Annotated in this window: 25 protein-coding genes; 2 read left to right on the forward strand and 23 right to left on the reverse strand. The window is 38.5% G+C overall.

Going from position 1 to position 26292, the window contains the following annotated elements; genetic code table 11:
- Window positions 1–8 precede the first annotated feature (8 nt).
- From essA to HCJ55_RS08540, 22 genes are all read right to left on the reverse strand, one after another.
- On the reverse strand, window positions 9–530 hold the full coding sequence (gene essA, locus HCJ55_RS08435; protein ID WP_185504216.1) for a type VII secretion protein EssA: 522 nt from the start codon (window positions 528–530) through the stop codon (window positions 9–11).
- A complete protein-coding gene (gene esaA / locus HCJ55_RS08440; RefSeq protein WP_185517768.1) occupies window positions 520–3738 on the reverse strand; it encodes a type VII secretion protein EsaA in 3219 nt (1072 codons plus the stop codon). The genes essA and esaA overlap by 11 nt, the downstream gene beginning before the upstream one ends.
- A gap of 149 nt (window positions 3739–3887) precedes the next feature.
- Window positions 3888–4181 carry a WXG100 family type VII secretion target gene (locus tag HCJ55_RS08445; RefSeq protein WP_008946453.1) on the reverse strand — a complete coding sequence of 98 codons (294 nt, stop codon included), beginning with the start codon at window positions 4179–4181 and terminating at the stop codon, window positions 3888–3890.
- Window positions 4182–4495: 314 nt separating this feature from the next.
- Window positions 4496–5788, reverse strand: a complete 1293-nt coding sequence (locus tag HCJ55_RS08450) for an adenylosuccinate synthase (RefSeq protein WP_185391719.1) — start codon at window positions 5786–5788, stop codon at window positions 4496–4498.
- 258 nt (window positions 5789–6046) lie between these two features.
- On the reverse strand, window positions 6047–7399 hold the full coding sequence (dnaB, locus tag HCJ55_RS08455; RefSeq protein WP_003721677.1) for a replicative DNA helicase: 1353 nt from the start codon (window positions 7397–7399) through the stop codon (window positions 6047–6049).
- A gap of 24 nt (window positions 7400–7423) precedes the next feature.
- A complete protein-coding gene (gene rplI / locus HCJ55_RS08460) occupies window positions 7424–7870 on the reverse strand; it encodes a 50S ribosomal protein L9 (protein WP_185391721.1) in 447 nt (148 codons plus the stop codon).
- 2 nt (window positions 7871–7872) lie between these two features.
- A complete protein-coding gene (gene pdeA / locus HCJ55_RS08465) occupies window positions 7873–9846 on the reverse strand; it encodes a cyclic-di-AMP phosphodiesterase PdeA (protein ID WP_185502767.1) in 1974 nt (657 codons plus the stop codon).
- Between the two features lie 166 nt (window positions 9847–10012).
- Window positions 10013–10741, reverse strand: coding sequence for a LytR/AlgR family response regulator transcription factor (locus tag HCJ55_RS08470; protein ID WP_008946444.1), 729 nt, complete (start codon window positions 10739–10741; stop codon window positions 10013–10015).
- Between the two features lie 18 nt (window positions 10742–10759).
- A complete protein-coding gene (locus tag HCJ55_RS08475) occupies window positions 10760–12055 on the reverse strand; it encodes a sensor histidine kinase (RefSeq protein ID WP_185502768.1) in 1296 nt (431 codons plus the stop codon).
- A 95-nt stretch (window positions 12056–12150) separates the two neighbouring features.
- Window positions 12151–12312: a cyclic lactone autoinducer peptide gene (locus HCJ55_RS08480; protein WP_008946442.1), complete on the reverse strand. Its 162-nt coding sequence runs from the start codon at window positions 12310–12312 to the stop codon at window positions 12151–12153.
- On the reverse strand, window positions 12296–12910 hold the full coding sequence (locus HCJ55_RS08485; RefSeq protein ID WP_008946441.1) for an accessory gene regulator ArgB-like protein: 615 nt from the start codon (window positions 12908–12910) through the stop codon (window positions 12296–12298). The genes HCJ55_RS08480 and HCJ55_RS08485 overlap by 17 nt, the downstream gene beginning before the upstream one ends.
- 257 nt (window positions 12911–13167) lie before the next feature.
- Window positions 13168–13782 carry a PepSY domain-containing protein gene (locus HCJ55_RS08490; protein ID WP_185504220.1) on the reverse strand — a complete coding sequence of 205 codons (615 nt, stop codon included), beginning with the start codon at window positions 13780–13782 and terminating at the stop codon, window positions 13168–13170.
- 154 nt (window positions 13783–13936) lie between these two features.
- Window positions 13937–14176 (reverse strand): 30S ribosomal protein S18, encoded by a 240-nt coding sequence (gene rpsR / locus HCJ55_RS08495; protein ID WP_003721669.1) that lies wholly within the window; start codon window positions 14174–14176, stop codon window positions 13937–13939.
- A 43-nt stretch (window positions 14177–14219) separates the two neighbouring features.
- Complete coding sequence (ssb, locus tag HCJ55_RS08500) at window positions 14220–14756, reverse strand: single-stranded DNA-binding protein (protein WP_185480542.1); 537 nt, start codon at window positions 14754–14756, stop codon at window positions 14220–14222.
- Window positions 14757–14811: 55 nt separating this feature from the next.
- Window positions 14812–15105: a 30S ribosomal protein S6 gene (gene rpsF / locus HCJ55_RS08505; RefSeq protein WP_185502770.1), complete on the reverse strand. Its 294-nt coding sequence runs from the start codon at window positions 15103–15105 to the stop codon at window positions 14812–14814.
- Window positions 15106–15387: 282 nt separating this feature from the next.
- Entirely contained in the window at window positions 15388–16611 is a 1224-nt protein-coding gene (arcA, locus tag HCJ55_RS08510) for an arginine deiminase (protein WP_185504221.1), read from the reverse strand.
- A 151-nt stretch (window positions 16612–16762) separates the two neighbouring features.
- Window positions 16763–17065 (reverse strand): DUF7638 domain-containing protein, encoded by a 303-nt coding sequence (locus HCJ55_RS08515; RefSeq protein WP_185504222.1) that lies wholly within the window; start codon window positions 17063–17065, stop codon window positions 16763–16765.
- A 99-nt stretch (window positions 17066–17164) separates the two neighbouring features.
- A complete protein-coding gene (locus HCJ55_RS08520; protein ID WP_003721665.1) occupies window positions 17165–17824 on the reverse strand; it encodes a DedA family protein in 660 nt (219 codons plus the stop codon).
- 186 nt (window positions 17825–18010) lie between these two features.
- Window positions 18011–19096: a glutamine--fructose-6-phosphate aminotransferase gene (locus HCJ55_RS08525; protein ID WP_185517770.1), complete on the reverse strand. Its 1086-nt coding sequence runs from the start codon at window positions 19094–19096 to the stop codon at window positions 18011–18013.
- Window position 19097: 1 nt separating this feature from the next.
- Window positions 19098–20456, reverse strand: coding sequence for a PTS sugar transporter subunit IIC (locus HCJ55_RS08530; protein ID WP_185480537.1), 1359 nt, complete (start codon window positions 20454–20456; stop codon window positions 19098–19100).
- A gap of 12 nt (window positions 20457–20468) precedes the next feature.
- On the reverse strand, window positions 20469–22871 hold the full coding sequence (locus tag HCJ55_RS08535) for a glycoside hydrolase family 9 protein (RefSeq protein ID WP_185517772.1): 2403 nt from the start codon (window positions 22869–22871) through the stop codon (window positions 20469–20471).
- Window positions 22868–23833 (reverse strand): ROK family protein, encoded by a 966-nt coding sequence (locus HCJ55_RS08540; protein WP_185517774.1) that lies wholly within the window; start codon window positions 23831–23833, stop codon window positions 22868–22870. The genes HCJ55_RS08535 and HCJ55_RS08540 overlap by 4 nt, the downstream gene beginning before the upstream one ends.
- Before the next feature lie 201 nt (window positions 23834–24034).
- Here HCJ55_RS08540 and HCJ55_RS08545 point away from each other — a divergent pair, with 201 nt between their 5' ends.
- A complete protein-coding gene (locus tag HCJ55_RS08545) occupies window positions 24035–25090 on the forward strand; it encodes a LacI family DNA-binding transcriptional regulator (RefSeq protein WP_185502776.1) in 1056 nt (351 codons plus the stop codon).
- 16 nt (window positions 25091–25106) lie between these two features.
- Window positions 25107–25916 (forward strand): Cof-type HAD-IIB family hydrolase, encoded by an 810-nt coding sequence (locus HCJ55_RS08550; RefSeq protein WP_185506501.1) that lies wholly within the window; start codon window positions 25107–25109, stop codon window positions 25914–25916.
- Window positions 25917–25952: 36 nt separating this feature from the next.
- Here HCJ55_RS08550 and HCJ55_RS08555 read toward each other — a convergent pair whose 3' ends face one another.
- Window positions 25953–26291: a DUF4064 domain-containing protein gene (locus tag HCJ55_RS08555; RefSeq protein ID WP_185517777.1), complete on the reverse strand. Its 339-nt coding sequence runs from the start codon at window positions 26289–26291 to the stop codon at window positions 25953–25955.
- Window position 26292: the final 1 nt, after the last annotated feature.

Raw genomic sequence — 26292 nt, forward strand, 5'->3', positions numbered from 1 at the left:
CCCGCTTTCTATTCAAAAACATTGCGCGCTGCCACATAAATCCCGCCTGCTAAAGCCACAAGCGTTCCGGCAATTACTCCGCCAACTGTTTTTTGTTTGGTCTTTTTAGTTTCGTCTTCTACGGTTGTTTCTGCCGTATCGGCCGCTGCTACTTCCGTGTTTACAGCAGTTGTTGCGTATTTTCCGGTGAACAATTTGGCTTTCGTTTTTTTCACTGTTTCACCAGAAGTTGGTTCTTCTTCAAAAAGTGAGTCTTTAATCCGGTCGTATTCTGCTTTATCTGCTGCTTTTTGTTTGGCGATTTTTTCATCCATTTCAGCAGTGAAAAGTGGAATTCCGTTTTTATCGAGCTCCGTTTCTTCCATCTGTTCTAGTTCTTTTGTTTTTTCTTCTTCGGTTTTTTGAAGTCTGTCTGTTTTGATGTCCATTTTCCCGCTATTTTCGAGATAACTATCTGAATCTGCAGCGAGCGCACTTGGAGCAAAAGCAAAACACATCAGCATCAACCATGCCGCTATCTTAAATTTCATCTGAATAGTCCTCCTCTACGTCTTCATCTTTAGAGCGGTGCCAGACAAACAGATTAAGTGCCGTAAATAAAAGCGTCATCCCAATCAAACTGTATACGACGATAATATAATCTTGTTGTGCGCTTAAAATTCCATTTAGCAATTGCTCCATGTATTGCAGTGGCGAGAACTTTCTGAACGTCGCGAAAATTGATTCGTTATCGATATTAAGTCCAACTGCATCTGTTAAGAACAGGTATAAACTTAAAACTAGTAAAACAAGCGACATCCCAATCATATTGAGCTGACGTAGTAAGTATGAAAAGGCAGTAACTAAAGCCATCATAATTAGCACACAGACACCAATCCATAGGAACATCCCAATTTCGCCAACTTCAAAAATAAGTCCTGAAACCGCGCCGATTACTAGCCCTTCAATAATTCCCACACAAATTGTTAGGAATGTAATTGGGATATTTTTAAAGACAAGCGACATTTCATTCTCAAATTCATTCAATTGTTCTCGTTTTTTCTCTTGATGTGAAATAACATAACTCGTGAAAATGGCAAGAATTGTACAAATTAAGACCATAAAGTATGGCATTGATTTGTCACCCGCAACGATAGTCCCGGCGTTCATTTTGTCGACCGGATTACTCAAGAAACTATACAGATTTTCGTTTTGACGATCGCCAACACGACTATTTTTCATGACCTTCGCAAAGTTTTTCTGGAACGTTTCATCGTCTTCCAGTTTTTGCCCTAAATCATCCGATAGTGTAGAAGCTTCTTTTACCAAAGTCTCTCCACTTTGTTGGATGTTTTTCGCTTCTTTATCAATGGCATCAAAAGTCTGATATACGACTTCAGCTGATTTTAAGTTACCTTCCGAAGTACCAGCTAACGACTCACTTTTCGCTAAAATTCCTGCAAATTCAGAACTTAGCTGTAGTGCCATCGTTGCTTCTTCGCCAGATTTATCTAAAACCACACCATTTTCTACCATTAGACCTTTACTAGCTTCGCGCCATGCTTCCAGATTTTGCAGCGTTAATGCTAGATTTGTATTTAAACTAATGGCTTCTTGGGTCGTTTCGTTTAATCTATTTGTTACATCTTCTGACCGCGAATTTGCCTCGGCCATCGCATATTTATAGTCAGCAATTCGTTTTTCAAAAGCTTTAATTTTTTTCGTATAATCCGCCACAAATCGGTCTGTTGTGAGGTTTACAAAACTACCAATGATATCTTCTTTATTAAAAATGTAATAATACGATGAAGTTTTCGCGGAATTGTCTAATGTGACTTGATAATCACTAAAGTCCGGCATTTGCTCCGAATTGCTCGCATCAATTCCATAATATAAATCAAATAATGCTTGTAATTTATAATAATCTTTCACGGTATTAGTAATTGCTTTGACAGAAGATCTCGTTTCATTAAGATATGTTGCCGAATTGACCTTCATCGGCTGTGCTTCTTTTCTAACTAGTAGCGAGGTTGCCATACCAGGATTTAGCTGCGTTGGATTGGATGGGTCTGGAACAACCGGCATATATCCATATTCTTTACTCTCAAATTGTTGCACCGAGGCACTCCAATTCGCGGCCCCAACTAAAGGAACATTAGCACCTTCCCGTAATATTGCTCTACCAGTAATTTTTATATCAATTGGATAAGTTAGCGATGGTATATAAAACTTAATACCATTTTCGCCGTATGGTGTCTGTTGAACTAATCCCGTATAGGGACTTCCATTAACCAGACAATCGACATTAGAAAAAGTGAAATTTTCATCCAAATTCACAACAACTTCCGTATTATAAGGGCTAACTTGCACAGTATAAGACTGACTTTCAAGCCCAACACCTTCTGATTTCAGTCGATTAATCGTGTCACTTTTCAGTACATCTGTTGGCAATGCTTTGGCATCATTCGTAAAGCTAAAATCCTCACCAAACGCATTACGATGACTGTTATAATACTCTTTCGATAGCGTTACAACATTTTTATACATCTCTTCATCGAGTCCGAGATACGCCAATTGATCTGTATTGTAAGTCGGCAACGCTTTTATTTCATTCACAAGCATATTGTTAAAACCTGCGTTAAGATCTTCGCCAGCCAAATCTTTCAGGCCAATTTCATTTATTCTATCCGAATAATCGTTTTCTTTTAAAATACGCAGCAAATCATTATAAACCGCTGTCCGGAAATCATTTTCTAGCGTCCCGACAATCTCTCCATCTAACGCTTCAATCCGCGCATTCGTTTCAGCGATGTAGTTTTGCAAAGCTTGCGTCTGTGATAATAACGAATTAGTTCCTTCTAAAACTTGAAACTCCGAAGTCATTTGCGCATTAGCTTGTTCTAACGCGGCCGTCTGTGTTCTAATATCTTCTGCCGACAAAGAACCATCAAAGTTCTGCAAGTTCTCCGTGAATTTTATCCCAAAAGGTGCATTGGTTTCTTGCGTTTTCGTGTAGCTATCCATATTTTTCATATGTTCAGCGTTTTCCGTTTTGGAGACATTTAAGCTTTCTTCAAATTCCTTCATAATATCTTGGAAACCTTGGAAGCTCTCTTTAGAAGTCCCCGTGTATGTTTGTACCGTTTTAAATTGTTCCGTGTAGTTTGATAACGGATTATTTACATCTGTGTTGTAAATAGCGTCATACTTTTTCTCTTCTTTAACTAACGCGCCAATGTTATCTTGCGCTTCTTGTAAAGTGGTTAAAATGCTAGCAAAATAAACGTCAATTATCCGTGAATTGAAGTCTTCCAGTACTGATGCTGCTGTTTTTTCTGCTTCTGCTTTTAAATCGCTATTTCCGACATCATTAACCTTGTAGCTAATGGTTACTTTTTCTGGTGCAGTCGATGTCATTGACAATGCTTTTTGAGAAAAGTCACTCGGAATAACAATCATCATGTTATATACATCTCGTTTTAAGCCACTTTCTGCAACCCCGCGGCTAACAACGTACCATTCATGTCCTTCATCTTTTTCAATACTTTTAACAAATTGATTCCCGAATTCCACTCGTTTTCCTTGGAAAGTATCTCCTTGGTCCTCGTTAACGAGCGCGATAGTCATTTTATGCACTTTTTCACTATTATTTTTAGCTTCTTTATTCGAACCTTGATTCAAGGCCAAATAAGTAATTCCTGCCGACAGAAAAATCGCCAAGACTAAAAAGAGTAAAATACTCCATTTTACCTTCTTCATTCATGTCCCACTCCCGTTGTGTCTTTTTTATATAAATACCTTTTTAGGCATATGCTTTCTATTTTAGAAAAAGCCATGCAAAAAACTGCATGGCTTTTCGTAAAGCATCCAACTATATTTGTATGTATGCCTCACTGTGTTGTTGATTTTTAGAATCCAAAGTTTTGAGAAAGTTGTTGATCGTGCTCTTCAACAGCGTTCGCAGTTTTCTCAAGCTGATCATTGATTTGATCCATCAAGTTAGCGAATTCAGTCACTTTTGGTTTTAATTGCTCAAATTGCTCATCAAAACGTGCAAAAGCTTGACCTTCCCACTCGCTACGAAGTTGATCTTGTAATTGGCTCAAACGACTTAGAATATCCTCAATATCTCTACCACTTTGACCGTAAGTTTTAGCGCGATCACGTAGCTCATTAGGACTCATACGAATTTGACCTGACATTCACTTCATCTCCTCTTATTATCTATTGTGAATAAGATATCACTCTCAAATTATATCATGAATTCACAAAGTAAATTGTGACAGAAATACGAATAAAAAAGCCCCAAAACAATGATATTAGGTCTTTTTATGGAATCCATTTCCTTATAAAAGATGCGAATTTCACAAACTAATATTATTTTTGTTAAGTTTTCCAACTTTCGCAAAAGTGAATTGTATACCATACTGATATCAAAGCCAGCTCTTATACAGAAAAAATTCCAAGCAAAAAGCCTCTCCAAGGAAAACCTTAGAGAGGCTTGCTAATTATTTTATTAAGCTAAACGCCAAACGCTTTTAATCACGTGTGTTTGAGCGCGGTCTGGACCTACAGAGAACATAGAAACTTGCACGCCTGTAAGTTGCGCAATACGTTCCATGTAATGGCGGCAATTAACAGGTAGATCATCTAATGATGTAACTCCTGTAATATCTTCCGTCCAGCCTGGAAGTTCTTCATAAACTGGTTCGCAACGAGCTAAATCTTTCAAGCTTGCCGGGAATTCTGTAATTGTTTTTCCGTCTAATTTGTAAGCTACACAGATTTTAAGTGTTTCAATTCCGGTCAAAACATCTAGTAGAGTTAACGATAAATCCGTTAAACCACTAACACGACGAGCATGACGAACAACGACACTGTCAAACCAACCTACACGACGTGGACGACCAGTAGTCGTACCATATTCATGACCAACTTCACGAATATTGTCACCGATAGCATCAAATAATTCTGTCGGGAAAGGACCGTCACCAACACGCGTAGTATAAGCTTTCGCCACACCAACAACATGATTGATTTTCGATGGACCAACACCACTACCGATAGTTACACCACCAGCAATCGGATTACTTGAAGTTACAAACGGATATGTTCCTTGATCAATATCAAGCATAACCCCTTGCGCCCCTTCAAATAACACACGTTTACCATCATCTAAAGCGTCATTTAAAACAACCGATGTATCGCAAACATATTCTTTAAATTGTTGACCATATTCATAGTACTCGTCTAAAATATCTTCTAATTTAAAGCCTTCAAGTTCGTAAAAACGTTCTAATAAACGGTTTTTCTCACCAAGATTATGCTCTAATTTTTCTTTAAATGTTTCTTTATCTAGTAAATCGATAATACGGATACCAACACGCGCCGCTTTATCCATATATGCTGGGCCGATACCTTTTTTCGTTGTACCGATTTTGTTTGCGCCTTTACGTTCTTCGTCAGCTTCATCAATACGAATGTGATACGGTAAAATAATGTGCGCGCGGTTAGAAATACGCAAATTAGAAGTATCCACGCCTTTGTCATGAAGATAACTTAATTCCTCCACTAAAGCCTTTGGATCAACAACCATACCGTTACCAATAACGCTAATTTTTTCCTTGTAAAAGATACCTGATGGAATTAAGTGCAATTTGTACGTTACACCATCAAACTTAATTGTATGGCCTGCATTGTTCCCACCTTGATATCTAGCAATCGCTTCTGCATTCTCGGAAAGAAAATCCGTAATCTTCCCTTTTCCTTCATCGCCCCACTGTGTTCCTACTACAACAACTGAAGACATTTAAACACCTCATTTAATTGGTCTTTGATAGCTATGAGTTTTTCATAGCCTCTTCATTTTCCACTATATATTGTACCGTTTGCCACCAAAATAGTCAATGGATTTACGAACATTGATTTGTAAGGTAATTTTATCGTTCGCTTTTTCAAACGTTTTAGCAGAAATATAAAGTATATTTTTAGTAATATGATACCTTTTTGCGTAAAATAAAAACCTTGCGCACTCCAAATCTAATTAGAATTTCACAAGGTTTCCTCATTAAGCCATTGCGTCGTCGTACCGCACTTCTAAATTCACAAACTTATTATATTCTTTTACAAAGGCTAGTTTGACGTCACCAACTGGACCATTACGTTGTTTCGCAATAATAATCTCAATCGTACCATCATTTTCACCTTCCCGGTCATAGTAATCTTCCCGGTATAAAAAGGCTACGATATCCGCATCTTGCTCAATCGAACCGGATTCACGAATATCTGACATCATTGGTCGCTTATCTTGACGTTGCTCTACACTACGAGATAACTGCGAAAGTGCAATTACCGGCACTTCAAGTTCCCGCGCCAAAGCTTTCAACGACCGAGAAATTTCAGAAACCTCTTGTTGTCTATTTTCGCCACCGCGACCGCTCCCCGCAATAAGTTGCAAGTAATCGATCACAATCATGCCAAGGCCAGTTTCTTGTTTTAAACGACGACATTTGGAACGAATCTCATTCACACGAACACCCGGCGTATCATCAATATAAATCCCAGAATTAGAAAGTGTACCCATCGCGATTGTCAGCTTTTGCCAATCATCGCTCGTTAAAGCACCCGTCCGTAAATTCTGCGCATTAATATTTCCTTCCGCACAAAGCATACGCATAACAAGCTGTTCCGCACCCATTTCCAAACTAAAAATGGCCACATTCTCGTCGGTTTTCGTCGCAACATTTTGCGCAATATTTAAAGCGAAGGCTGTTTTACCAACAGAAGGACGCGCGGCAACAATAATTAAATCATTCCGCTGAAATCCAGCTGTCATTTTATCAAGCTCATTGAATCCAGTTGGAATCCCAGTAATATCACCTTTACGATTATGCAAAATTTCAATATCGTCATATGTTTTAACAAGGACATCTTTAATATTCTTGAACGCGCCGACATTTTTACGTTGCGAAACTTCCAAGATACTCTTTTCCGCCTCGTCCATAAGCATATCGAGCTCGTCCTCGCGCGAATAACCATCTGTCGCAATTTGGGTAGCCGTTCTAATTAAACGTCTCAGAAGCGCCTTGTCCTCGATAATATGCGCATAGTATTCTAAGTTTGCAGCAGTTGGCACAGCTCCGGATAATTCCGTCAAATAGGGCAAACCACCCGCATCTTCCAAATTACCTTTGGCAGCAAGCGCCTCATACACCGTTAATACATCGACAGCCTTCCCGTGGTCATTCAAATCAAGCATTGTTTCAAAAATGATTTGGTGACCCGTGCGATAAAAATCATCCGGCATTAAAATTTCAGAAGCAGTAATCAGCGCATTCGGCTCAAGAAATATCGCGCCCAGTACAGCTTGTTCGGCTTCAATATTTTGTGGTGGTGTTCTGTCCTGGAAATTATTATCCACTGTCTTACGCTCCCTTAAGAAAAATTATTCTTCACTAACATGTACATCAAGTGTTGCCGTTACTTCATGGTGCAACTTCACAGGTACTTTCGTATGTCCTAAAGCTCGAATCGCATCCGGTAAATCCATTTTACGTTTATCTATTTTAATACCATGTGTTTTTTCAAGCGTTTGAGCGATTTGTTTAGATGTAATCGAACCAAACAATCTGCCGCCTTCACCAGACTTCGCTTTTAATTCCACTGTTAATTTTTCCATTTTTTCTTTCAAAGCTTTTGCCTCAGCTAATTCTTCTGCAGCAACCTTGTCTTCTTTTTTCTTTTGAGCTGAAAGTGTGCTTAAAGCCGCATTGTTAGCCTCAACCGCGTAACCATTTTTAATTAAAAAATTATTTGCGTAACCATCAGCAACATTTTTAGTTTCACCTTTTTTACCTTTACCTTTTACGTCTTTCAAGAAAATAACTTTCATAATTATGTTTCTCCCTTCCAATACGCATCAATGGCGCTAATTAATTGTTTTTCTGCTTCTGCAATTGTAACATCTTTAAGCTGTGTGGCCGCATTCGATAAATGTCCGCCACCGCCTAGTTTTTCCATAATGACTTGCACATTGATTTGGCCAAGCGACCTCGCGCTAATCCCGATTAATTTATCCGGGCGCAATGTAATAACAAAGGATGCCTGCACGCCTTCCATTGAAAGCATCGTATCTGCCGCCTGCGCTGCAATGACCGTGCCAAATTCCTCGTCTTCATGTCCCATCGCAATCGCCATGCCGTCATGATAAATTTCAAGCGACTCCACTAAACGACTTCGCTGTGTAAAAGTAGTAATATCTTCTTTCAAAAATTGCTGCACCAAAATCGTGTCCGCACCAAGCGACCGTAAATAACTTGCCGCATCAAACGTTCGCGAACCAGTCCGTAGCGTAAAGTTCTTCGTATCGACCACAATCCCCGAAAGAAGTGCCGTCGCTTCAATTTTCCCAACTTGCTCTAAATCAGGTTGGTACTCAAACAGCTCCGTAATCAGTTCGGCAGTAGATGACGCATATGGCTCAATATAAACAAGCACCGGACTTCCAACAAATTCCTCCGAACGACGGTGATGATCGACAACAACCACATTCGTAGCCGAGTCCAGCAATTCTTTATTAATAACCATCGAAGGTTTGTGTGTATCAACAACAACGAGCAAACTCTTCTCGGTAATATTTTCCAGCGCAACTTGCGGTGTAACAATATTTTTAATTACATTTGGATATTCTTCAATTTCATTCATCAGTCGCTTCACATCTGGACTCATTTTGCCAGGTTCCACAACCACATAAGCATTGCGATCATTCATCTCCGCAATCCGCATCACACCAAGACTCGAACCAATTACGTCCATATCCGGATAGCGGTGCCCCATAACAAAAACTTGGTCACTTTGCGTAATTAGCTCTTGCAAGGCTTGCGAGATAACACGTGCGCGAACCCGAGTCCGTTTTTCCATCGGGTTTGTTTTGCCGCCGTAAAAACGCACTTTTCCTTCTGGCTGCTTAATAACGACCTGATCTCCGCCGCGCCCTAAGGCAAGATCTAGACTAGACTGCGCCAAATCCGCCAGCTGAATCAAATCATCTTCCTTATAACCAATCCCAATACTAAGCGTCAAAGGAATGTTCTGCTTCGACGTCCGTTCACGAATCCGGTCCAAAATTTGAAACTTCTCCTCTTCCAGTCGCTTCAACATTTCCTCTGTCAAAAAGGCCATAAAGCGATCCGTAGAAATCCGTTTCAAATAGATTCGATGCTCTCTGGCCCAGTTAGTCAACATCGACGTCACCAAATTGTTCAAAGCACTACGACGCCTATCATCCATACCTTGCGCCCATTCATCGTAATTATCTAAGAAAATAACCGCAAAAACAGATTTATTCGCTTGATATTTCTTATTTAAATCATAATATTCCGTCCGGTCATATAAATATAAAATCCGCTCTTTACGCTTTACTATCGTATCAAAACGGTGATCACGCCAAGCAATCGACATAATCCCTTTTTCATCATTCCCAGTAATCACATCCAGAAATTCCGGTCCTACTTCTTCCAAGGATTCCCCAATTAACTCTTTCTTATCAAAGTATTTCGACATAAACGGGTTAACCCATTCAATTTTGTAATGTTCATCATACAGCAATATTCCCATCGGCATTTCAACAAGCGCTTCTTCCTCACTGCGCTTAATCCGATACGTTAAATTAGAAACATATAGTTGAACGTCCTCATTCAGGCGATGTTCAAAGTAAAACATCGCAACCGTAAGAATAATCCCACCAACAACAACTAATACTGATAACCACCACGAAAAAAAGAACGTGATTACGCCCAGAATAATTGTCGCTGCAATCAGACCGTATAATGGATATTTAAGCATTCGTTTTTGAAAATAGCCTGACATTTCATCCAGCTCCCCATTTTTTTACATACCTTTTGTCTGAAATTGAGTATCTATATCATAACATAAACTGAACTAACAATTCATCACTATTATTTTACCTATATTTCCCCATTTCATCAAATCCGAACTCAGCTTCGTACAAAAAAAGCGACCATTAAGGCCACTTTTATAAACTCAAGCTTTTAATTAATTTTGATGATGCGTAACAATTTTCTCCATTAGACATCTTCACCACACCTTTTGTCGTATCTAGTTCATGAATGTTTTTCTTATTCACAATATACGACCGATGGCACCGATAAAAGGATTCGTCCAACATTTTCTCAATATTTTTCAACTTACCATAAAACTCCACTTGGCGGTTTTTGCCATGTAAAATCACTTTATGAATCGTCGGCGCTGTTTCGAAAAACAAGATATCGTCTAAAAGTTCATGAATAATCTTCTTATCCGACACTTTAAACGTAAAATACTTCTGCATATCTTGGTCGTTAGAAATCCGTTCTTCCGCTTGCTTCATACAAGACAGCACTCGGTCATGCAACATATCAATATCGTCTTTAATGATGTAATCAAGCGCTTCCACCTTGTACGTGAAAGTCATATAGCTCAATTCCGCATGTGTCGTAATGAAAATAATGAAGCCCCGCGGATCAAATTTCCGAATTTCTTGAGCTAATTCAAAACCATTCATGTCCGGTTGCCCTAAATCAATATCTAAAAAGTAAAGTCCCATACCTTGATGTGAAGGCATTCGTGATACTAACTCAAACGGATCTCCTGTCGAAAGTTCTAACTTCATATCAAAATGTTCAACCATTATATAGTCTTCAATATATTTCGTTAACCTTTCTCGCTGCATTCTGTTATCTTCACAAATAAAAACCGGTAGCATAAATTCATCCCCATTCTTCTACATAATTTCTAGTTCTTGAATAACTTCTCTATTGGTCACTTTCGTATCTAAGGCAACGTGCGAATATTTCTTCATGATTTCCCGCAAACTAGCAAGACCTAAACCGCGACCTTCCCCTTTTGTTGAGAAACCTTCTTCAAATATTTTATAAACAGGCGGCATATTCACTGGTAAGCTATTCGCAAATACAATGATAATGCTATCGCCTTTCTTCACAAACGCAATCCGAATAACTGGATTTTCACAAGTTAGCGCCGCTTCAACCGCATTATCCAGCAAGATTCCAACAACTTTACATAAATCTATACTATCCATCGAAATCTTATCAATCGGTTCAACTACTTCCAAAATCGCATCAATTTTCAACTCTTGAGCTCGTATTAACTTAACAGCTAGTAAGCCCTTCAGTTCAATCACGTGAATATTTTGCAGCAATGAAATTTTATAGTTGTTCGATTCAATTGTTTTATTTATAGGTACAATATTATTTTCAAAGTAATATTTCAAACCCGGCATATCATTATTATCAATATATCCCACAAGCGTAGACAAGATATTCACATAATCATGACGAAAAACTCGCATTTCTCTATGCAGGGACTCTAATGTAGTAACATAATCCTGTAACTGTTCTAGCTGTTCCTTCTGATTCTGTACTTTAAGTTCGTTGGTCGCTGTATTAATAACAACCGTCACTATAACTATCAACAAAATGGTATAACCCGTAAAAATAAGCGTGTTAATTTTCAAAACTGAACCATCGAAACCTGCAATCGAGCCCGCGTAAATATTCATATAAAACGCTAAAACCGTAAGTGCAACGATAGAGAAAATAATATACGCATACTTTCTATGTTCAACAAATCTAGATAAATCTACTTTTTCAATGAGCTTTCTAAGCAGAAAAGAAAGCACCAACAAGTTTGTCAGCATCCCCACGCAATAAATTAATGTTGGTAGTAATTCATTAAATATTTCATCGTATTTAAAATGTAAACCCGGTACTAAAATAAAACCTACTATAGAATCACTAATAGTAAGCAGAATAATAACTACAAGCGTAATAGAACCCGAAACTATCACATTTTTATTCTTCCAATATAAGGCACTTACAAAAACCAGCAACACCAAGATCATCGACCAATACTGAACTAATGTAAATAAAGGGAAGGCTACCATAGCAATTGCTACAGTGACCACTCCCTCTTTAATTGAAAAAACTTTGTTTGTCAAAATCTGGATTGCTATAAAAATACCCGTTATCTGTATAAATGCCATCAAAATACTAAACATATTAGTCCTCCACTGTCTAAAATATCTATGTTTAAATATGTAAGTTTGCCTTCTTTTTATTTTAGCATGAATTTTGACGTTATACAGTTTTTAATTTATTTATTTTCGTTTTTTTCTTGCATCTTTACAAATGGACTTTTTGGTTCGTATACAAACATGAAGCAAGCCTTACTCATAGAAGAATCCGCAACTTTCATGGATTTTTCTTCTAGCTTTCTAGAGAGGAAATTACCAACCGATCTATTCATATTTCTCATAGTTCCGATACCTCCTTCTTAATAGTTTGTAAGTAAGTGGATTTATGCTTATCACCTGAAACAAAGAACCTATCATGATTAATGTTTTCATCTCAGCGAATGGTATTAGTAACGCAATTCCCGTTAAAATTAACGTCCCTATCATCGCTTTTCTTTTTAGTGTTTTTCGGTGTTCTGCACCGATTAAAGGCAAATTCTCTGTATCTGCCGGAGCGAATAAAAACATGTTGAGTAGTATGAAACCAAATGTACCTAAAACAATCCAATTATTAGAGGGGATATTTTGAAAAACGAATGGCGCGAACACAAACATCATCAAGCTAATCAACGTACAATTCAATGTTTTGGTTGCGTGTAATCCAAAAGAATACCGTCTAAGCCATAAATACGACAGATGCACTGTCACCGTTTGCAGTAAAAGCCCTGTTACTAAGGCAATACCATATACGAGAGCAAACTTCATGGCATTAATTAAAATTATTTCCAGTCCATATTTTACTTTTAAATAACCTTCTTCGTCATCCTTCCAGCGGTCTTTCGAAATCAAAACATCCGCCATTCTTTCTGACAAAGGGACTTTTGCGGTAAAATTACTCAACTAATTCACCTCCACTAATATTTTACAACGAATTTACCTGTAATAACCAAAAATGTAATGAAATGTCCGATTCTTGTCATGAACGACTCAAAAAGGGCAAAATTAGCGATTTTTTGGATACAGTTCAGAATTTTCATACGTATATAAAGAACTGCATACTAGTATTAAAGACTCATATTAATATTATATTTCAGTAATTTTATTCATAAAAAAAGCAAGCTACGAAAGAATATTCACAGCTTGCTTTTCTGATTTTATTAATCATCTTGTTCTGTTTGAAGTACGTCTAAAGTTTTTGCATTTAGCTTGATTTCGTATTTTTTATTATCTTGTTTTACCGTCACTTCATAATAAGTTGTATCTAATTCTCTTTCTATTTTCCAACTCGTTACGTCGCCAGCTTGTTCAGTTACAGCCTTATCCATCGCTTCTTTTGGTGTTTTAATGCCATCTAAGCTAAGTTTTTCGTTTTCTTTTTCCACTCCACCAGCATCTTCCCGGTCAAGTTTGTCTGTTTCATCGCTTAACTGTTCTTTTGTTTCAGCATTGAATTTCATTTCATATTCATTGTCATTTGAAATTCCATCAACTTTGTACACGTATTTTCCCAAGTTTTTCTCTAATTCAACGCTAGATATTTCTGCATCACCATGTTTGTCTTTGAATGCATTTATCGCGTCTTCGTAGCTCATATCGAAGCTTTTATTTTGCAAGCTATCGGATGATGAACTTTCATTGTTACTGCTTTTGCTACTAGTAGTTTCTTGGCTGTTATTATTTGATGATGTATCCTTATCATCATTTGAGCCACACGCTGATAAAGCCCCTACTAATAAAACTGCCATCCCTACTGTTGCTAATTTTCTATACATGTTTGTTGCCCCCTGTGTATTTTTTTACTTCTTTTTAAGAATAACATGTATATTTAACACAAACTTCCTTCTTAGGTCGTAGATTTCGATACTTTAGGTCTATTTTTGATAAAAAAACAGCCTAGAAATAAATTCTAGACTGTTAAAATTAATTTTATTTTTCTTCAGCAACAAATGGTAGTAATGCCATTTGGCGAGAGCGTTTGATAGCAACAGTAAGTTTACGTTGATATTTAGCGCTTGTTCCAGTTACACGACGAGGTAAAATTTTACCACGTTCGGAAACGAATTTTTTAAGAAGTTCTACATCTTTATAGTCGATATGCGTAATACCATTGGAAGTAAAGTAACATACTTTTTTCCGACGGCGTCCGCCTCTGCGTCCTCCAGCCATTGAAAGTTCCTCCTATCTTAAAGTTCAAACCGCTAAAATGAAATTAGAATGGCAAATCGTCATCAGAAATGTCGATTGGCTTACCATCACTTGCAAAAGGATCATTGTTAGTGGATTGATAATTTTGATTTTGAGATTGTTGCTGGTCCTGTCCGAATCCACCGTTATTTGTAGGTGCTTGTCCGAAGTTATTTCCACCGCTATTATAATTATTGTTGTTATTGCCACTTTGATAGTTACTTCCGCCACCGCCATTAGAATTACGCGGTTCAAGGAATTGAACACTCTCTGCTACAATTTCTGTCACATAAACACGTTTACCGTCGTTCCCCTCGTAATTACGAGTTTGAACACGGCCATCAACGCCTGCCATGCTTCCCTTCTTCAGGAAATTAGCAACGTTTTCTGCCGGTTTACGCCAAACAACACAATTAATAAAGTCAGCTTCTCGTTCTCCTTGTTGGTTAGTGAACGTACGATTTACAGCTAATGTAAAAGTCGCAACAGCCACACCAGCTGGAGTGTAACGTAATTCAGGATCTTTTGTTAAGCGTCCTACAAGTACTACACGATTCATCATGCAAAACCAACCTCCTCTCGTTTAGTAAATCAAGGTCCTAGCCTTGAATAAATTCTTATGCTTCTTCTTTAATTACCATATGACGAATGATATCATCAGAAATTTTTGCTAAACGGTCAAATTCGTTGATAGAATCTGCTTTATCAGCGTTTAATTTCACGATGTGGTAAAAACCATCACGATAGTCATTGATTTCATATGCTAAGCGACGTTTACCCCATTCTTTTGATTCGATGATCTCCGCACCATTATCAGTTAAGATTCCGTCAAAGCGTTCAACAACAGCTTTTTTCTCATCTTCTTCAATGTTTGGGCGAATGATGTACATAATTTCGTACTTTCTAGCCATCTACTCTACACCTCCTTGTGGTCTTAAGCGGCTCTGATATAGCATGAAACCACACCATATCCCTGAAATTCAGACTGCCTTTAGCTAGCCTTAAAATCAAGAGCGAGCAAGGAATAATTTATAATTACTCACAATAAAATATTATATCATAGCGCAAACTAACCAGCAAGATATTTCTCGAAAGTTTCTGGTTTGAAAACACTATAGCACATCTCAAAATCACCGACAATACTTTTTGTGAAAGTTGTATTTTGCAGGAAAATCCCAGTTTTTCAAGGCTTATTATAGATTTTCTCTAACAAGCGGCATGGTCATACACCTAGGACCACCACGACCCCTAGAAAGCTCCGAACTAATCACTTCATGAACCTTAATACCAGCACTTCTTAAAAGGTTATTAGAGACATGGTTACGATCATATGTAATTACTTCCCCCGGCGCAATCGCAAGTGTATTTGCCCCGTCATTCCACTGTTCTCGTGCTGAAACAATCACATCTTCCCCACCACAAGGAATAAAATCAACTTCCGGCACATCTAAAATCTCCGCAATCACGCGCTGAAAGTCTCTGCGCGGCGTAATTTCCAGCCCATTCTCACTTTTTTCTAAAATATAAACATTGAGCTCGCCTTGTTGATTTTGAATAGCTGGGTGAATTGTGAACTGCGCAAAATTAACCATGGTGAAAACAGTGTCCAAATGCATAAATGACCTAGTTTCCGGAATTTCAACTGCTAAAACTCGCTTGATTTTCGGAGCGCGACTAAATAAACTTTCCGCAAGACGCTCGACCGCTCGTGCATCCGTCCGCTCAGATACGCCAACAAGGATAGTTTCCTCATTTAGAACTAATTCATCGCCACCTTCTAAAGAAAACGGCTCTTCGCGACCTGACCATACCGGAACCGCTTGCTCACTAAAACGGGGATGCTGTTTCAAAATCAGCTCAATAAAAATAGATTCTCGCCTTCTAGCCGGCTGGAACATTTTATTAATCGTCACGCCATCCCCTATAACCGCTGCCGGATCTCGAGTGAAATACAAATTAGGTAATGGATCTAAGAAAAATGGATATTGTTCATCCATCATTTCATTTAAATGTTTCTTTTTCCGTTCTGGAATTTCTGATTTTTTCAAACCGGACATCAGTTTGCGAATCATTTCTTCCTCATCAAATGACATCAAATAATCTCGCACATATAGCGCGCTTTCGTCCATTTGATTGGATTCTTTAATCATTTTTGTTAAAAAGGCTTCTTTATTATTAGCTGCTCGCAATGCTTCTGCTGCTAATTTTTCTAGGTAAAGTACTTCAATGTTTGCGTCTTGCATCGTTTTGACAAAAAAGTCATGTTCTTTTTGCATCATTTTCAAGTAAGGGATATCGTCGAATAATAAAGATTCTAGATACTCTGGTGTGATATTTTCGAGTTCAGAACCCGGTCTTTTTACAAGTACTGTTTGGAGTTTGCCAATTTCGGATGTAATGTTCAATGCTTTTTCCATTTCATCACCTCTTGATAACTAGTTACCCTAAATGGTTGTTAATTATTCGACCGATTCATGAAAAAACTTTTCTTTATCTTTTAAGGTTAACTTCACCATTGTTTGTTCATTGGTAATATTTGCTGCCACACCACCAAAATTTGTTTTATTATCAGCGGAAAAAATATAATATCCTGTATACATATTCATAGTAAGTTTTTGATGTATGTTGCCATTTTGCACTGTGGATAGCATACGTTCCCAAACCATGGATGTTAATGTTTTTGCCATCAGGAATAGAGGTGACTAGTTTATTTATTGCTAATTTATTTTGTAATTCTTTTAAATTGATTCGTTCCCAGCAATCCATTGATCCATCTTCAAAAATTGGCATAGATATAAGATAATACTCCATATTATGAATAATAGCAGGAATCGCTGTACCTTCTATCAATCGCTTGTAATACATTTCCATCGCTATCTCTCCTTACACTTAATATTATATATTTTACTAAACTTAACTTAACCAACAGCAGCTTGTCATAATTTCCCGGGAAATAAAAAAACGCAGAAATTATTCTGCGCTTTTTTTGTCCATTTTACTTTTAATGAACGAAACTACCATTGGGATAACGGAAACTACGATAATTCCGATAACTACTAATGAGAAGTTGTCTTTTACGATTGGGAAATTCCCGAAGAAGTAACCTGCAAGCGTACAAAGTAATACCCAGACAGTTGCTCCTAAAATATTGTAATTTAAGAAATAGCGATAATTCATGCGACTTGCTCCAGCCACAAACGGCGCGAACGTACGGATGAATGGCATAAATCTAGCAATAAAAATGGTTTTTCCGCCATGTTTATTGAAGAATGCTTCTGCTTTTTCCATCTTTTCTTTATTTATTAATTTTCCAAACCAGCTATCTTCTGGTATCGATGTGCCGATTTTTTTACCGATATGGTAGTTCACTGTGTCACCAAGAACAGCAGCTAACCATAAAGTGATGATTAGCGGAACAATATGTAGAATTGAACCATCTAATACAGATAACGCTCCGGCCGCAAAAAGTAATGAATCTCCTGGTAAAAACGGAAATACTACCAATCCAGTTTCTATAAAAACAATCAAGAACAAAATGATGTAAGTCCAAATCCCAAAATTATTTATAATCTCCACTAAATGTTGGTCAATGTGCAAAATAAAATCAATGATGTAAGTAATAAAATCCACCAGGCACTCACTTCCTCTTCTTTTTTTAAAGTCAAAGTTCATTTTACCACAAATTAACTTTCCTTGTATCAGACTTGTGACTTATTTATCAACATTTAACAATTAATTGCTACATGTTGGGAGTCCGAGAAAAAAAGACTAGAAAAACCCCACTTATACGGGGTTTTTCCAGCCTATTAGTAACTTTTAAGCGTAGTCACCAGGTTTTGTTTTACTTTTCATTGCCACACCAAAGTCTGTGTAGATGCGTTCTGTTAATTTATTTCCTTTCAACTCCGCAATATGATGCGCTAAGATTTGGAAAGTAAGAATCATTAGGAACGGCGCTTGGTATTCGTCGAGATCCGCTGAAATTGCTAATGTGCGGTCGTTCTCAGCTGTGCCAAATTTAACCGTATACGTAAATGGTGTGTACTTAGATTCATAATCGCGCAACAGTACTAAACGCTCTGTAACAGCACTTTCTGTTTCTAAGAAGAAAATTCTATGTTGCGGGTTTACTTCTAAATATGGCCCATGCATAAACGCCTCTAAATCAAGACCTTGTGATGGTACGCGGACAGTTTCCGAGAATTTCGTTTCAAATTCTTTGCATGTCCCAACTGTCGGACCATAACCAATCGCAGTAAATTTCGGCGCAGTAGCGAATTCATCCTGCCATTTTTCATAAAACGCTTCGGTTTGGGCGATTGTTGCTGGAATTGCATCAGTTGCGCGGCCGAATGCACCGATTTCGTTATTGAAGCGTGCTTCATCAATTTGCCCTGTTTTATATGCAAAATGAAGTCCTGTCAGCATTAATGTTAGAACTGTTGCTGTGAAGCCTTTTGTTACGTAGCCAACACGTTCTTTTCCGCAGCCGATATCCAGTGTAATATCCGCAAAATCGGCAATTTCACTAGTTACATCGCTCGTTAGCGCAACGACTGGTACAGAAGCTTCTTTTTTCACTCGTTCTAGCGCAGAAATGGTTGAGGTACTTTGACCACTTTGTGAAATTCCGATGACTAGATCAAGATGGCTTGATAGTTTTTCGTAATATAAATGGTTGAAAGGTTCTTCAACTGTAATACGGACATCCGCGATATTTTCAATGTAATATTTGGCACTCAGGGCTGCATTTAAGCTTGATCCGGTTGCTAAAATCAACCATTCTTTTGCGCCATTTTTTACGAGTAATTCTAATTTTTCTGCATTTGTTTGGAAATTGGCTAAAATTGCTCGGCACATTTCCTCTTCTTCATTAATATAAGTCATCATTGTTGGTTTCATTTTAAACTTCTCCATTCGTTACTGTTTCTGCTTCTACTTCCCCAGCAGCTTTTTGTTCTAAAACATATGCGCGGTTAGCTACAAGTACAAATGGAAGGTAAATCAGCGTTCCAACGACGATAATAGCGATTTGCAAGATGGAAGCGCGAATGTCTCCGCCCGTTGCAAGATAACCCGAAAGCACTGGTGGTGTTACCCAAGGAATCAAGATGTATGTTTGGCTAATCCAGCCCCATGATGTTGCGAAGTATGCCATTGCAGTTGAAGCAAGTGGAGCAATAACTAATGGAATACCGTAAATTGGGTTGAAGACAACTGGCAAACCAAACATAAGCGGCTCACTGACGTTGAAAATACTAGGAATCAAGCCAAATTTTGTGACCATGCGGTGATCCGGTCGTTTCGACGCTATGAAAATCGCGATAACTAAACAGATAATTGTTCCGCCACCGCCCATGTATACGAAAGCATCTAAAAATGGTTGTGTAACAATGTTTGGTAAAGCTGTCCCTGCATTTACTGCATCAATATTTTGTTGTAAAGAAGTTAAAAGTACTGGTCCGGAAATCGCGCCTAATACAAACGCGCCGTGAATACCAAATACCCATAAGAATCCCGCTAAGAACACATAAAGTAGAATCCCTGGTAGCGTTTGGAAACCACCAACTAACGGAATTTGCAATACTTTTACGATAATTTCTGGAATACTCATTGATACAAAACTAACTACAAGCACTTCAATAATAGCTAAAATACTTAAAACTAAGAAAGATGGAATTAAAATGTTAAATGATTTCGCAATTGCTGGTGGTACACTTTCAGGCATGGAAATCTTCAATTTTTTACTTCTCGAGAATTTCGCAAGCATAGTGATACTGACTAAAGAAGCAATAATCGCAAGGAACATCCCTGTTGAACTTGTCATTTCTTGAGTTAAAACGCCGCCAGCCTCAAAAGCTTTGCCGTCAACAGACATTAAATGAGAAGATGCTGGGATTAAAACTACATAAGCTGCAACAGCAACCATCCCTTCCGTACGCCCTTCCATTCCGTATGATTTAGCTAAAAAGTTCCCGATTAGGAATGCCGCTAAAATCGCCATAATACCAAGTGTCGCGTTGTAAACTTGCACACCAACACCTAAATAATTTTCCACATTTGGAATGAATTTAAGCAGACCGTTTTGTGGTTGAAGCAAAACATTATTTACAAGTAAGAAAAATGCTGCAATGATCGTAATTGGAATCATTGCTGCAAAGCCATCACGAATTGCCATGATATGCTTTTGCGATGAAATTTTTTGGGCAAAAATTGATAATCCTTCAATAAATCGGCTAGATAAAGTTCTCTCTGAATTCATTTTTTTGTCCTCCTATGACTTTCCTGTTATTTTGTTTAAATCTGCTACAATTGACATCCATTTGCCGGCATTCCCGACCCAAACTTCCTTATATGTTGCATTATTAAACTCCGGCCAGTATGGTTCATCTTCATTTCTAAACGTTTCCATTCCGACTGGGATTTCCCCTGTAATTTCGCCGTTCAGCACACTGTACTGCTGCGCGTAACGGTAACCTTCGCCGTGCATCATTGATTGTCCAAATGGGTTCATTCCAATCACCCACTGCAATTGACCTTCCGCAATATCCAGAAGGGCCTTATCTTGCAAAATCCCCCCAGCAATCGATGCCGCTTTTCCTGCTGAAAGTAAAATGGCATTATTTCCTCTAAATGAGAACCAAATTGGGAATTTCCGCAAAGCTACCTCGTCGTTTATTTTGATACCTTGCTCGAATTGCAGTTGGTATTCTTCTATCGCGCGTTCATCAATGAGTAGATGTTGTAAGTTAAAACTCGCTTCATCTAAATACTCATCTTTTTTGTAAAGTCCTGCTGGAATGAGCGGATATGGTTTAGTGAAACGTGTTACTTTTTTCAAATAGTCGCCGTACATTTCGACCGACTGTAGCCAAGTTTGTTTTTCAGCGTGATCTGGTTGCGTTTCGAGAGCCGCCTCAAGTGCCATTAAATAAAGATGTTCGCGCGCTTGATGATTGAAATGCTGAATGACATTGTGCGTTTTATCGCGGTAGAAAAACCCTTTATAAAGCTCGCTAGTTTCGCTGTCTTTAATTCCTGCTTTTTCCTGAGCCTCTAGCATCAAATCTAACCACTCGAGCGCTTTTTCAGCATAACTTTCTTTATTTGTCAGTTGGTAAACCATCGAAGCCGCCCAAGAAGCCGTTGCATAATATAAACTTTCCGAGGTTTGATACGTATGCTCCCAGAAAATTGGTTTTTGACTCGTTCCGTGTTTTTCCAGTTCCGCTATCGCAAAAAGTAAATCCTCTTCTGCAATTCGAAGTAAATGGTTCTGCATAGTTGCGTTATCAGTAATTTGGCTACCAATATAGGCTTCAATCCCCGCGCAATAAAAATTCTCATACGCTTGATTATGCACTCGCGCAATCGCGTCATCCATGCCACCAACAAGACCATCTGTCCACCGCGTCATACCAGCACTAGTCGCTCTAAATCCATCCCCAAAGCGCGTTTTCAAAATGAAATCAAGTCCCCACTCGCCTTCTTCTAAAAGACGCATCCGTAACATTTCATCTTTTTCAGATAAACTTGCCGCCATTTCGTATAAAGCCATCGTTACTTCCGCCGTTTGAATGAGCTGTTGCGAAACATCACCTGCATCGTGCCAACCACCATTAAATGACAACTGTTTCCCATCATGTTCAGCGATAATATCCGCATGACAAGTCGTATGTTTCCCAAAAACTGGACAACCACAACGTTCACAGAAAATAAAATTGAGCGATTTCCAGATAGACGATTCCCAAATCACTTCGGAAGTCCCAATTTGGAAAATTTCCGACTGCATATCAGCAAATTTCAAGTAATATTCGCCAATTGTCTGCAACTCGGAAAAATCAAGAATAATGAAGTTGCCAGTTTCCGTCGTATTTTGGTAACTTTTTCCAGTGAAAACAACTTTTTCCGTTTCTTTTTCATGAATCGTAAAAGAACTCGCTGCATTTTTGTTTGAGCAAAACGCCACTTTTGGCATATCTTTGGAATAACCGTTGTGGGAATAAATCAGCGCGTTATCTTGCGGCACCCAGCCTTTTGAAATTTCCGGTTCACTGATTTGCTCTAATTTAATTTCATTAATAAATAATTCCATTGTTCCAGCCGTAAGTCTCTCTGGGCCGTTCAAGTAATAACTAAAACTAATTTCCGTCATCTGATCGCGCGGCAAACCTTCAATTTCAAAAACGACATCGTTCCATTCATGATTGATTAAATTCACCCCATGAACTCCCTCGCGGCCATATATATCAGGCACTTTCACAGTTCCATCGTTTTTAAAACTAATCATTAAATACGGGTTCGTTACTCCAGGAAAGTCAGGCAAAACTTGAACTCTTACGCGGTTAAAGCCGCTCCAGTCCTCATTTTCGAGCGGTGCAGATATGGTAACGTTACCAAAATTGGTGTAGTCACCGTCATCCGGCGCACCAGCAGGCCAATGTGGCATAACGACTGGTGAAGCAAGCTTAATCTCCCCTTGTTCTGCAATAGTAAAATCTCCTGCCCCTTGATGTGTGAACTCCAAGGAAATTTGTTGTTCCACGCTAAATAACGTTCTACTTGATAAGACTTGTTTCCTTTTCGCCAATGTTTCTAGCGCATGTTCTGTTTCAATAGGGAGTGGTCGATGAATAATACCAGTTTGGGCAATTTGTCGTTTCATACTTGGTTTCATTCTTTTCCTCCTTCATCTCCTAGTTTCATCCCAATAACCGCCGCGCCAATTAAGCCAACTTTATCTTTCTCAAGCTTAGAACGAACAACGCCTTTTGTAACGAAACGAATTGTATTACTTTGAAGATTATCCATTATCTTTTGGAAAAAATGCTCATTTCTCGTCACGCCGCCACCAAGAATTACACACTCTGGATCTGTTGTTCGAACCAGGTTCATAATCAGATTAGCTAATTGAAGCGTCGCATTATCAACGATTTTTTCAGCAAGTTCATCCTTTTGTTCCGCTGCATGAAGAACCATTTTCCCAGTTAGTTCTGCCGGATTTTTGGCAAGTACGGATGTTGGGTAATCATTGATATGTCTAAGCGCCTCTTCTTTTATCCCAAGGCCAGAAGCAAGTCGCTCCACGCAACCACGTCTGCCGCAACCACAAGCTACATCACTATGAATGTCAATCACCGCGTGACCAATTTCGCCAGCGTTAAAGTGCCCACCTTGCGTAATGCGGCCATCTACTACAAACCCAGCAGCCAGACCTGTTCCGACATTCAAATAAATAAAATCGTTTGTTTCTCGTCCCCAACCAAATTGTTTTTCGGCCATTGTTGCGCAAACAACATCATTGCCAAGGCTGACAGGTAATCCCGTTTTCGCTTCTAAAATTTCCGCAAGTGGAGTTGGGTTTGTTTTTCCCGGTTCAATTTCTAACCAGATGCCTGATTTATAATCCACTCGGCCGACAAGACCAACGCCAATTCCGATTTGTTTTTCTGCTACGAAGCCGATATTTTGCGTATAATCATCTAACGCATCCAGTAAAACCTCCACTGCTTTGGCTTGGTTCTCCGTATCGCTTGGATAGCTCTTGGAATTTAGCACCTCCCCATCTCTCGTTACTTCACCAATTAAAATTTTAGTGCCACCTAGATCAATGCCGATGACAGATTCTTGTATGTTCAACTATTCCACCTCATTTTTGGTAACGTTACCAAATTAAACCATTTGTTGATAGCGCTTTCTAACATAGAATAACTGGATATTTTTAATATGTCAACCCCTTTTTGCATTTTTTTGATAACGTTACCAAATTATGCTTGTTATTTCCCGGTAAATAAGCTACACTTAAAATAGTTAAAAATGCTTATGAGGTGAACATTCCTAATGAAAAAAATAACTATACAAGAAATAGCTAAACTTAGTGGTGTTTCTGTTTCCACTGTTTCGCGGGTCATCAATAACAGCCCGTCCGTTTCAGCTAAGAAACGCCAAAAAATCCAAGCTATCATCGATGAACATAACTACACACCTAGCGTATTTGCTCGTGGAATGGTTAATAAGCAAACCAAGAATATCGGCGTGATTTTGCCAGATATTTCCAACCCCTATTTCATTTCACTAATAACGCAAATTCAAAAATTCGCGCTAGATTATATGTTTTCAACGATTTTGTTCAACACCATGCTTGCCGAGCCAAATAATAAGAACAACCAACATCAACTAACCGAAGAAGATTACTTGAAAATCATCTTAGAAAAACAAGTTGACGGACTTCTTATTTTAGGTGGCGAAATTGACAAAGAAGTCGTTCCGGCAGATTATATTTCTGCTTTGAATCAGTTAAATAAAGCTATTCCAGTAGTTGTTATCGGGTCGAAAATCCCTGAGCTCAACTGTTTATTTATTGAACGTAATTTGAAAAAAGGTGTTACAACTTTAGTCAGCCATCTGACAGCACTTGGTCATAAAAATATCGGTTTTATTGGCGGGGAAGCCGGCGTAAAAATTACCAGTTATCGACTAGAATCTTTTAAAGAAGCGATGGCTAGCTATCAGCATCCGCTAAACGAGGACTGGGTTGTACTTTCTGATTACTATACGGCGGATGGTTACGCGGCGATGACTCAACTTCTAGAAAATAACGCCACTTTGCCGACAGCGCTCGTCGCTATTAATGATAATGTTGCTATCGGGGCGATTCGGGCGATTAATGATGCCAAGCTTTCGTGCCCGGAAGACATCGCGATTGTCAGCTGCGACCAATTTATGAATGGAGATTACCAAACTCCGCGCCTAACTTCGATGGACCAACACAATGAATACCTTGGCAAAATGGCGATTTTACAACTAATTAGCGCAATTAACGGCCAAGTAGAACCAATGATTATTAACCATAATCCAGAATTAATTATCCGCGAATCTTGCGGCTCTAAGCTATAACGAAAGGAAGGTTTACTTGGAAAAATACTTAATTTGCTCCGATTTAGACGGAACATTACTACTCAAAAATCAAACAATTTCTGAAAAAACACTAACTATCTTGCAACAATTAATAGAAGAAGGGCATCATTTTGCCGTTTCTACTGGTCGCATGTACAATTCTGCAACAGATTTCGCCAAACTTGTCCATCCAAAAGCAGATATTATCGCTTCAAACGGCGGTGTGGTCGCAGTATCCGGCGAAATCATCCAACAAGAGAAAATGAAGCAATCTGCATTACTCGAAACATTTTCGTTATGCCAAGCTCATGATTTGCCAGTGTTTTTCTTCTCCACGGATACAGTTTACTATACGAAAAATCCACCTTACTATTTTACCGATGAGGAAGACAAAGGCCGAGTTAATGCAACAAAACTCGTTGCTATTAAAACGGAAGAAGCTTTCCTACAACATTCGGATCAATTTATTAACGGCATCGTGATTGAAGAAGAAGATTTCGATAAACTAGCTATCCTTCGAAACGAATTAGAAAAATTAGCCGACGTTTCTATTCTTTCATCGCATGCAAATAACATCGAAATCTTACCAAAAGATATGGATAAAAAATATGCCGTGAAAAATCTCGCTGCGCATTTAAATATTAAGCCAGAAAACGTAATTACTTTCGGCGATGGTGAAAATGATATCGGAATGCTTGAAGTAGCTGGCGCAGGGGTCGCAATGGAAAACGCAAGCGAACTTGTGAAAAAAAGCGCTGATTTTGTCACCGCAGCAAATGACGCTGACGGAATTTATTACTTTTTGAAAAAATATCTTAATCGTTAATAAAAAAACGCTGCCCGCGCGGACAGCGTTTTTGTTTTATTCTTCTACTGAAACAGCTTCTTCATAATTAATTAGTGCAATTAATCCACCAACAGCAAGTAACACGATTGGTAGTAAGAACATAATCGAAATCGACATTGTACAACCGATTGCAGCTGCAACCATCATCGCTCCACCAAGACGTGGCTTATGCGAAACAACAAACGATCCTGTAAGCCCAACCCCTGAAAGCACAAGCGAACCAATTGTTAACATATAGAAGAAAAACGATTCCTCTTCTAAAGCCTGTGAAATATCAGGAATAACAAGAACCATCAAACTAAATCCAATTCCTAGCGCCGCCCCTAAAAATCCAAGCAATCCTTCAACTTTCATG

Origin of the sequence: Listeria marthii (genome assembly GCF_014227425.1) — a bacterium.
In the GTDB taxonomy this organism is placed as follows: domain Bacteria; phylum Bacillota; class Bacilli; order Lactobacillales; family Listeriaceae; genus Listeria; species Listeria marthii.

Bases quoted from the DNA above. Each gene is read 5' to 3' on its own strand.
- HCJ55_RS08515 (WP_185504222.1), bottom strand. From the start codon at position 17,065: ATGGAAATGTATTACAAGCGATTGATAGAAGGTACAGCGATTCCTGCT.
- HCJ55_RS08445 (WP_008946453.1), bottom strand. From the start codon at position 4,181: ATGTCAGGTCAAATTCGTATGAGTCCTAATGAGCTACGTGATCGCGCT.
- rplI (WP_185391721.1), bottom strand. From the start codon at position 7,870: ATGAAAGTTATTTTCTTGAAAGACGTAAAAGGTAAAGGTAAAAAAGGT.
- HCJ55_RS08475 (WP_185502768.1), bottom strand. From the start codon at position 12,055: ATGTTTAGTATTTTGATGGCATTTATACAGATAACGGGTATTTTTATA.
- essA (WP_185504216.1), bottom strand. From the start codon at position 530: ATGAAATTTAAGATAGCGGCATGGTTGATGCTGATGTGTTTTGCTTTT.
- arcA (WP_185504221.1), bottom strand. From the start codon at position 16,611: ATGGAAAAAGCATTGAACATTACATCCGAAATTGGCAAACTCCAAACA.
- HCJ55_RS08525 (WP_185517770.1), bottom strand. From the start codon at position 19,096: ATGAAACCAACAATGATGACTTATATTAATGAAGAAGAGGAAATGTGC.
- rpsR (WP_003721669.1), bottom strand. From the start codon at position 14,176: ATGGCTGGAGGACGCAGAGGCGGACGCCGTCGGAAAAAAGTATGTTAC.
- HCJ55_RS08450 (WP_185391719.1), bottom strand. From the start codon at position 5,788: ATGTCTTCAGTTGTTGTAGTAGGAACACAGTGGGGCGATGAAGGAAAA.
- HCJ55_RS08480 (WP_008946442.1), bottom strand. From the start codon at position 12,312: ATGAGAAATATGAATAGATCGGTTGGTAATTTCCTCTCTAGAAAGCTA.
- esaA (WP_185517768.1), bottom strand. From the start codon at position 3,738: ATGAAGAAGGTAAAATGGAGTATTTTACTCTTTTTAGTCTTGGCGATT.
- HCJ55_RS08545 (WP_185502776.1), top strand. From the start codon at position 24,035: ATGAAAAAAATAACTATACAAGAAATAGCTAAACTTAGTGGTGTTTCT.
- HCJ55_RS08535 (WP_185517772.1), bottom strand. From the start codon at position 22,871: ATGAAACCAAGTATGAAACGACAAATTGCCCAAACTGGTATTATTCAT.
- HCJ55_RS08530 (WP_185480537.1), bottom strand. From the start codon at position 20,456: ATGAATTCAGAGAGAACTTTATCTAGCCGATTTATTGAAGGATTATCA.
- HCJ55_RS08470 (WP_008946444.1), bottom strand. From the start codon at position 10,741: ATGCTACCGGTTTTTATTTGTGAAGATAACAGAATGCAGCGAGAAAGG.
- HCJ55_RS08555 (WP_185517777.1), bottom strand. From the start codon at position 26,291: ATGAAAGTTGAAGGATTGCTTGGATTTTTAGGGGCGGCGCTAGGAATT.
- rpsF (WP_185502770.1), bottom strand. From the start codon at position 15,105: ATGGCTAGAAAGTACGAAATTATGTACATCATTCGCCCAAACATTGAA.
- pdeA (WP_185502767.1), bottom strand. From the start codon at position 9,846: ATGTCAGGCTATTTTCAAAAACGAATGCTTAAATATCCATTATACGGT.
- HCJ55_RS08490 (WP_185504220.1), bottom strand. From the start codon at position 13,782: ATGTATAGAAAATTAGCAACAGTAGGGATGGCAGTTTTATTAGTAGGG.
- ssb (WP_185480542.1), bottom strand. From the start codon at position 14,756: ATGATGAATCGTGTAGTACTTGTAGGACGCTTAACAAAAGATCCTGAA.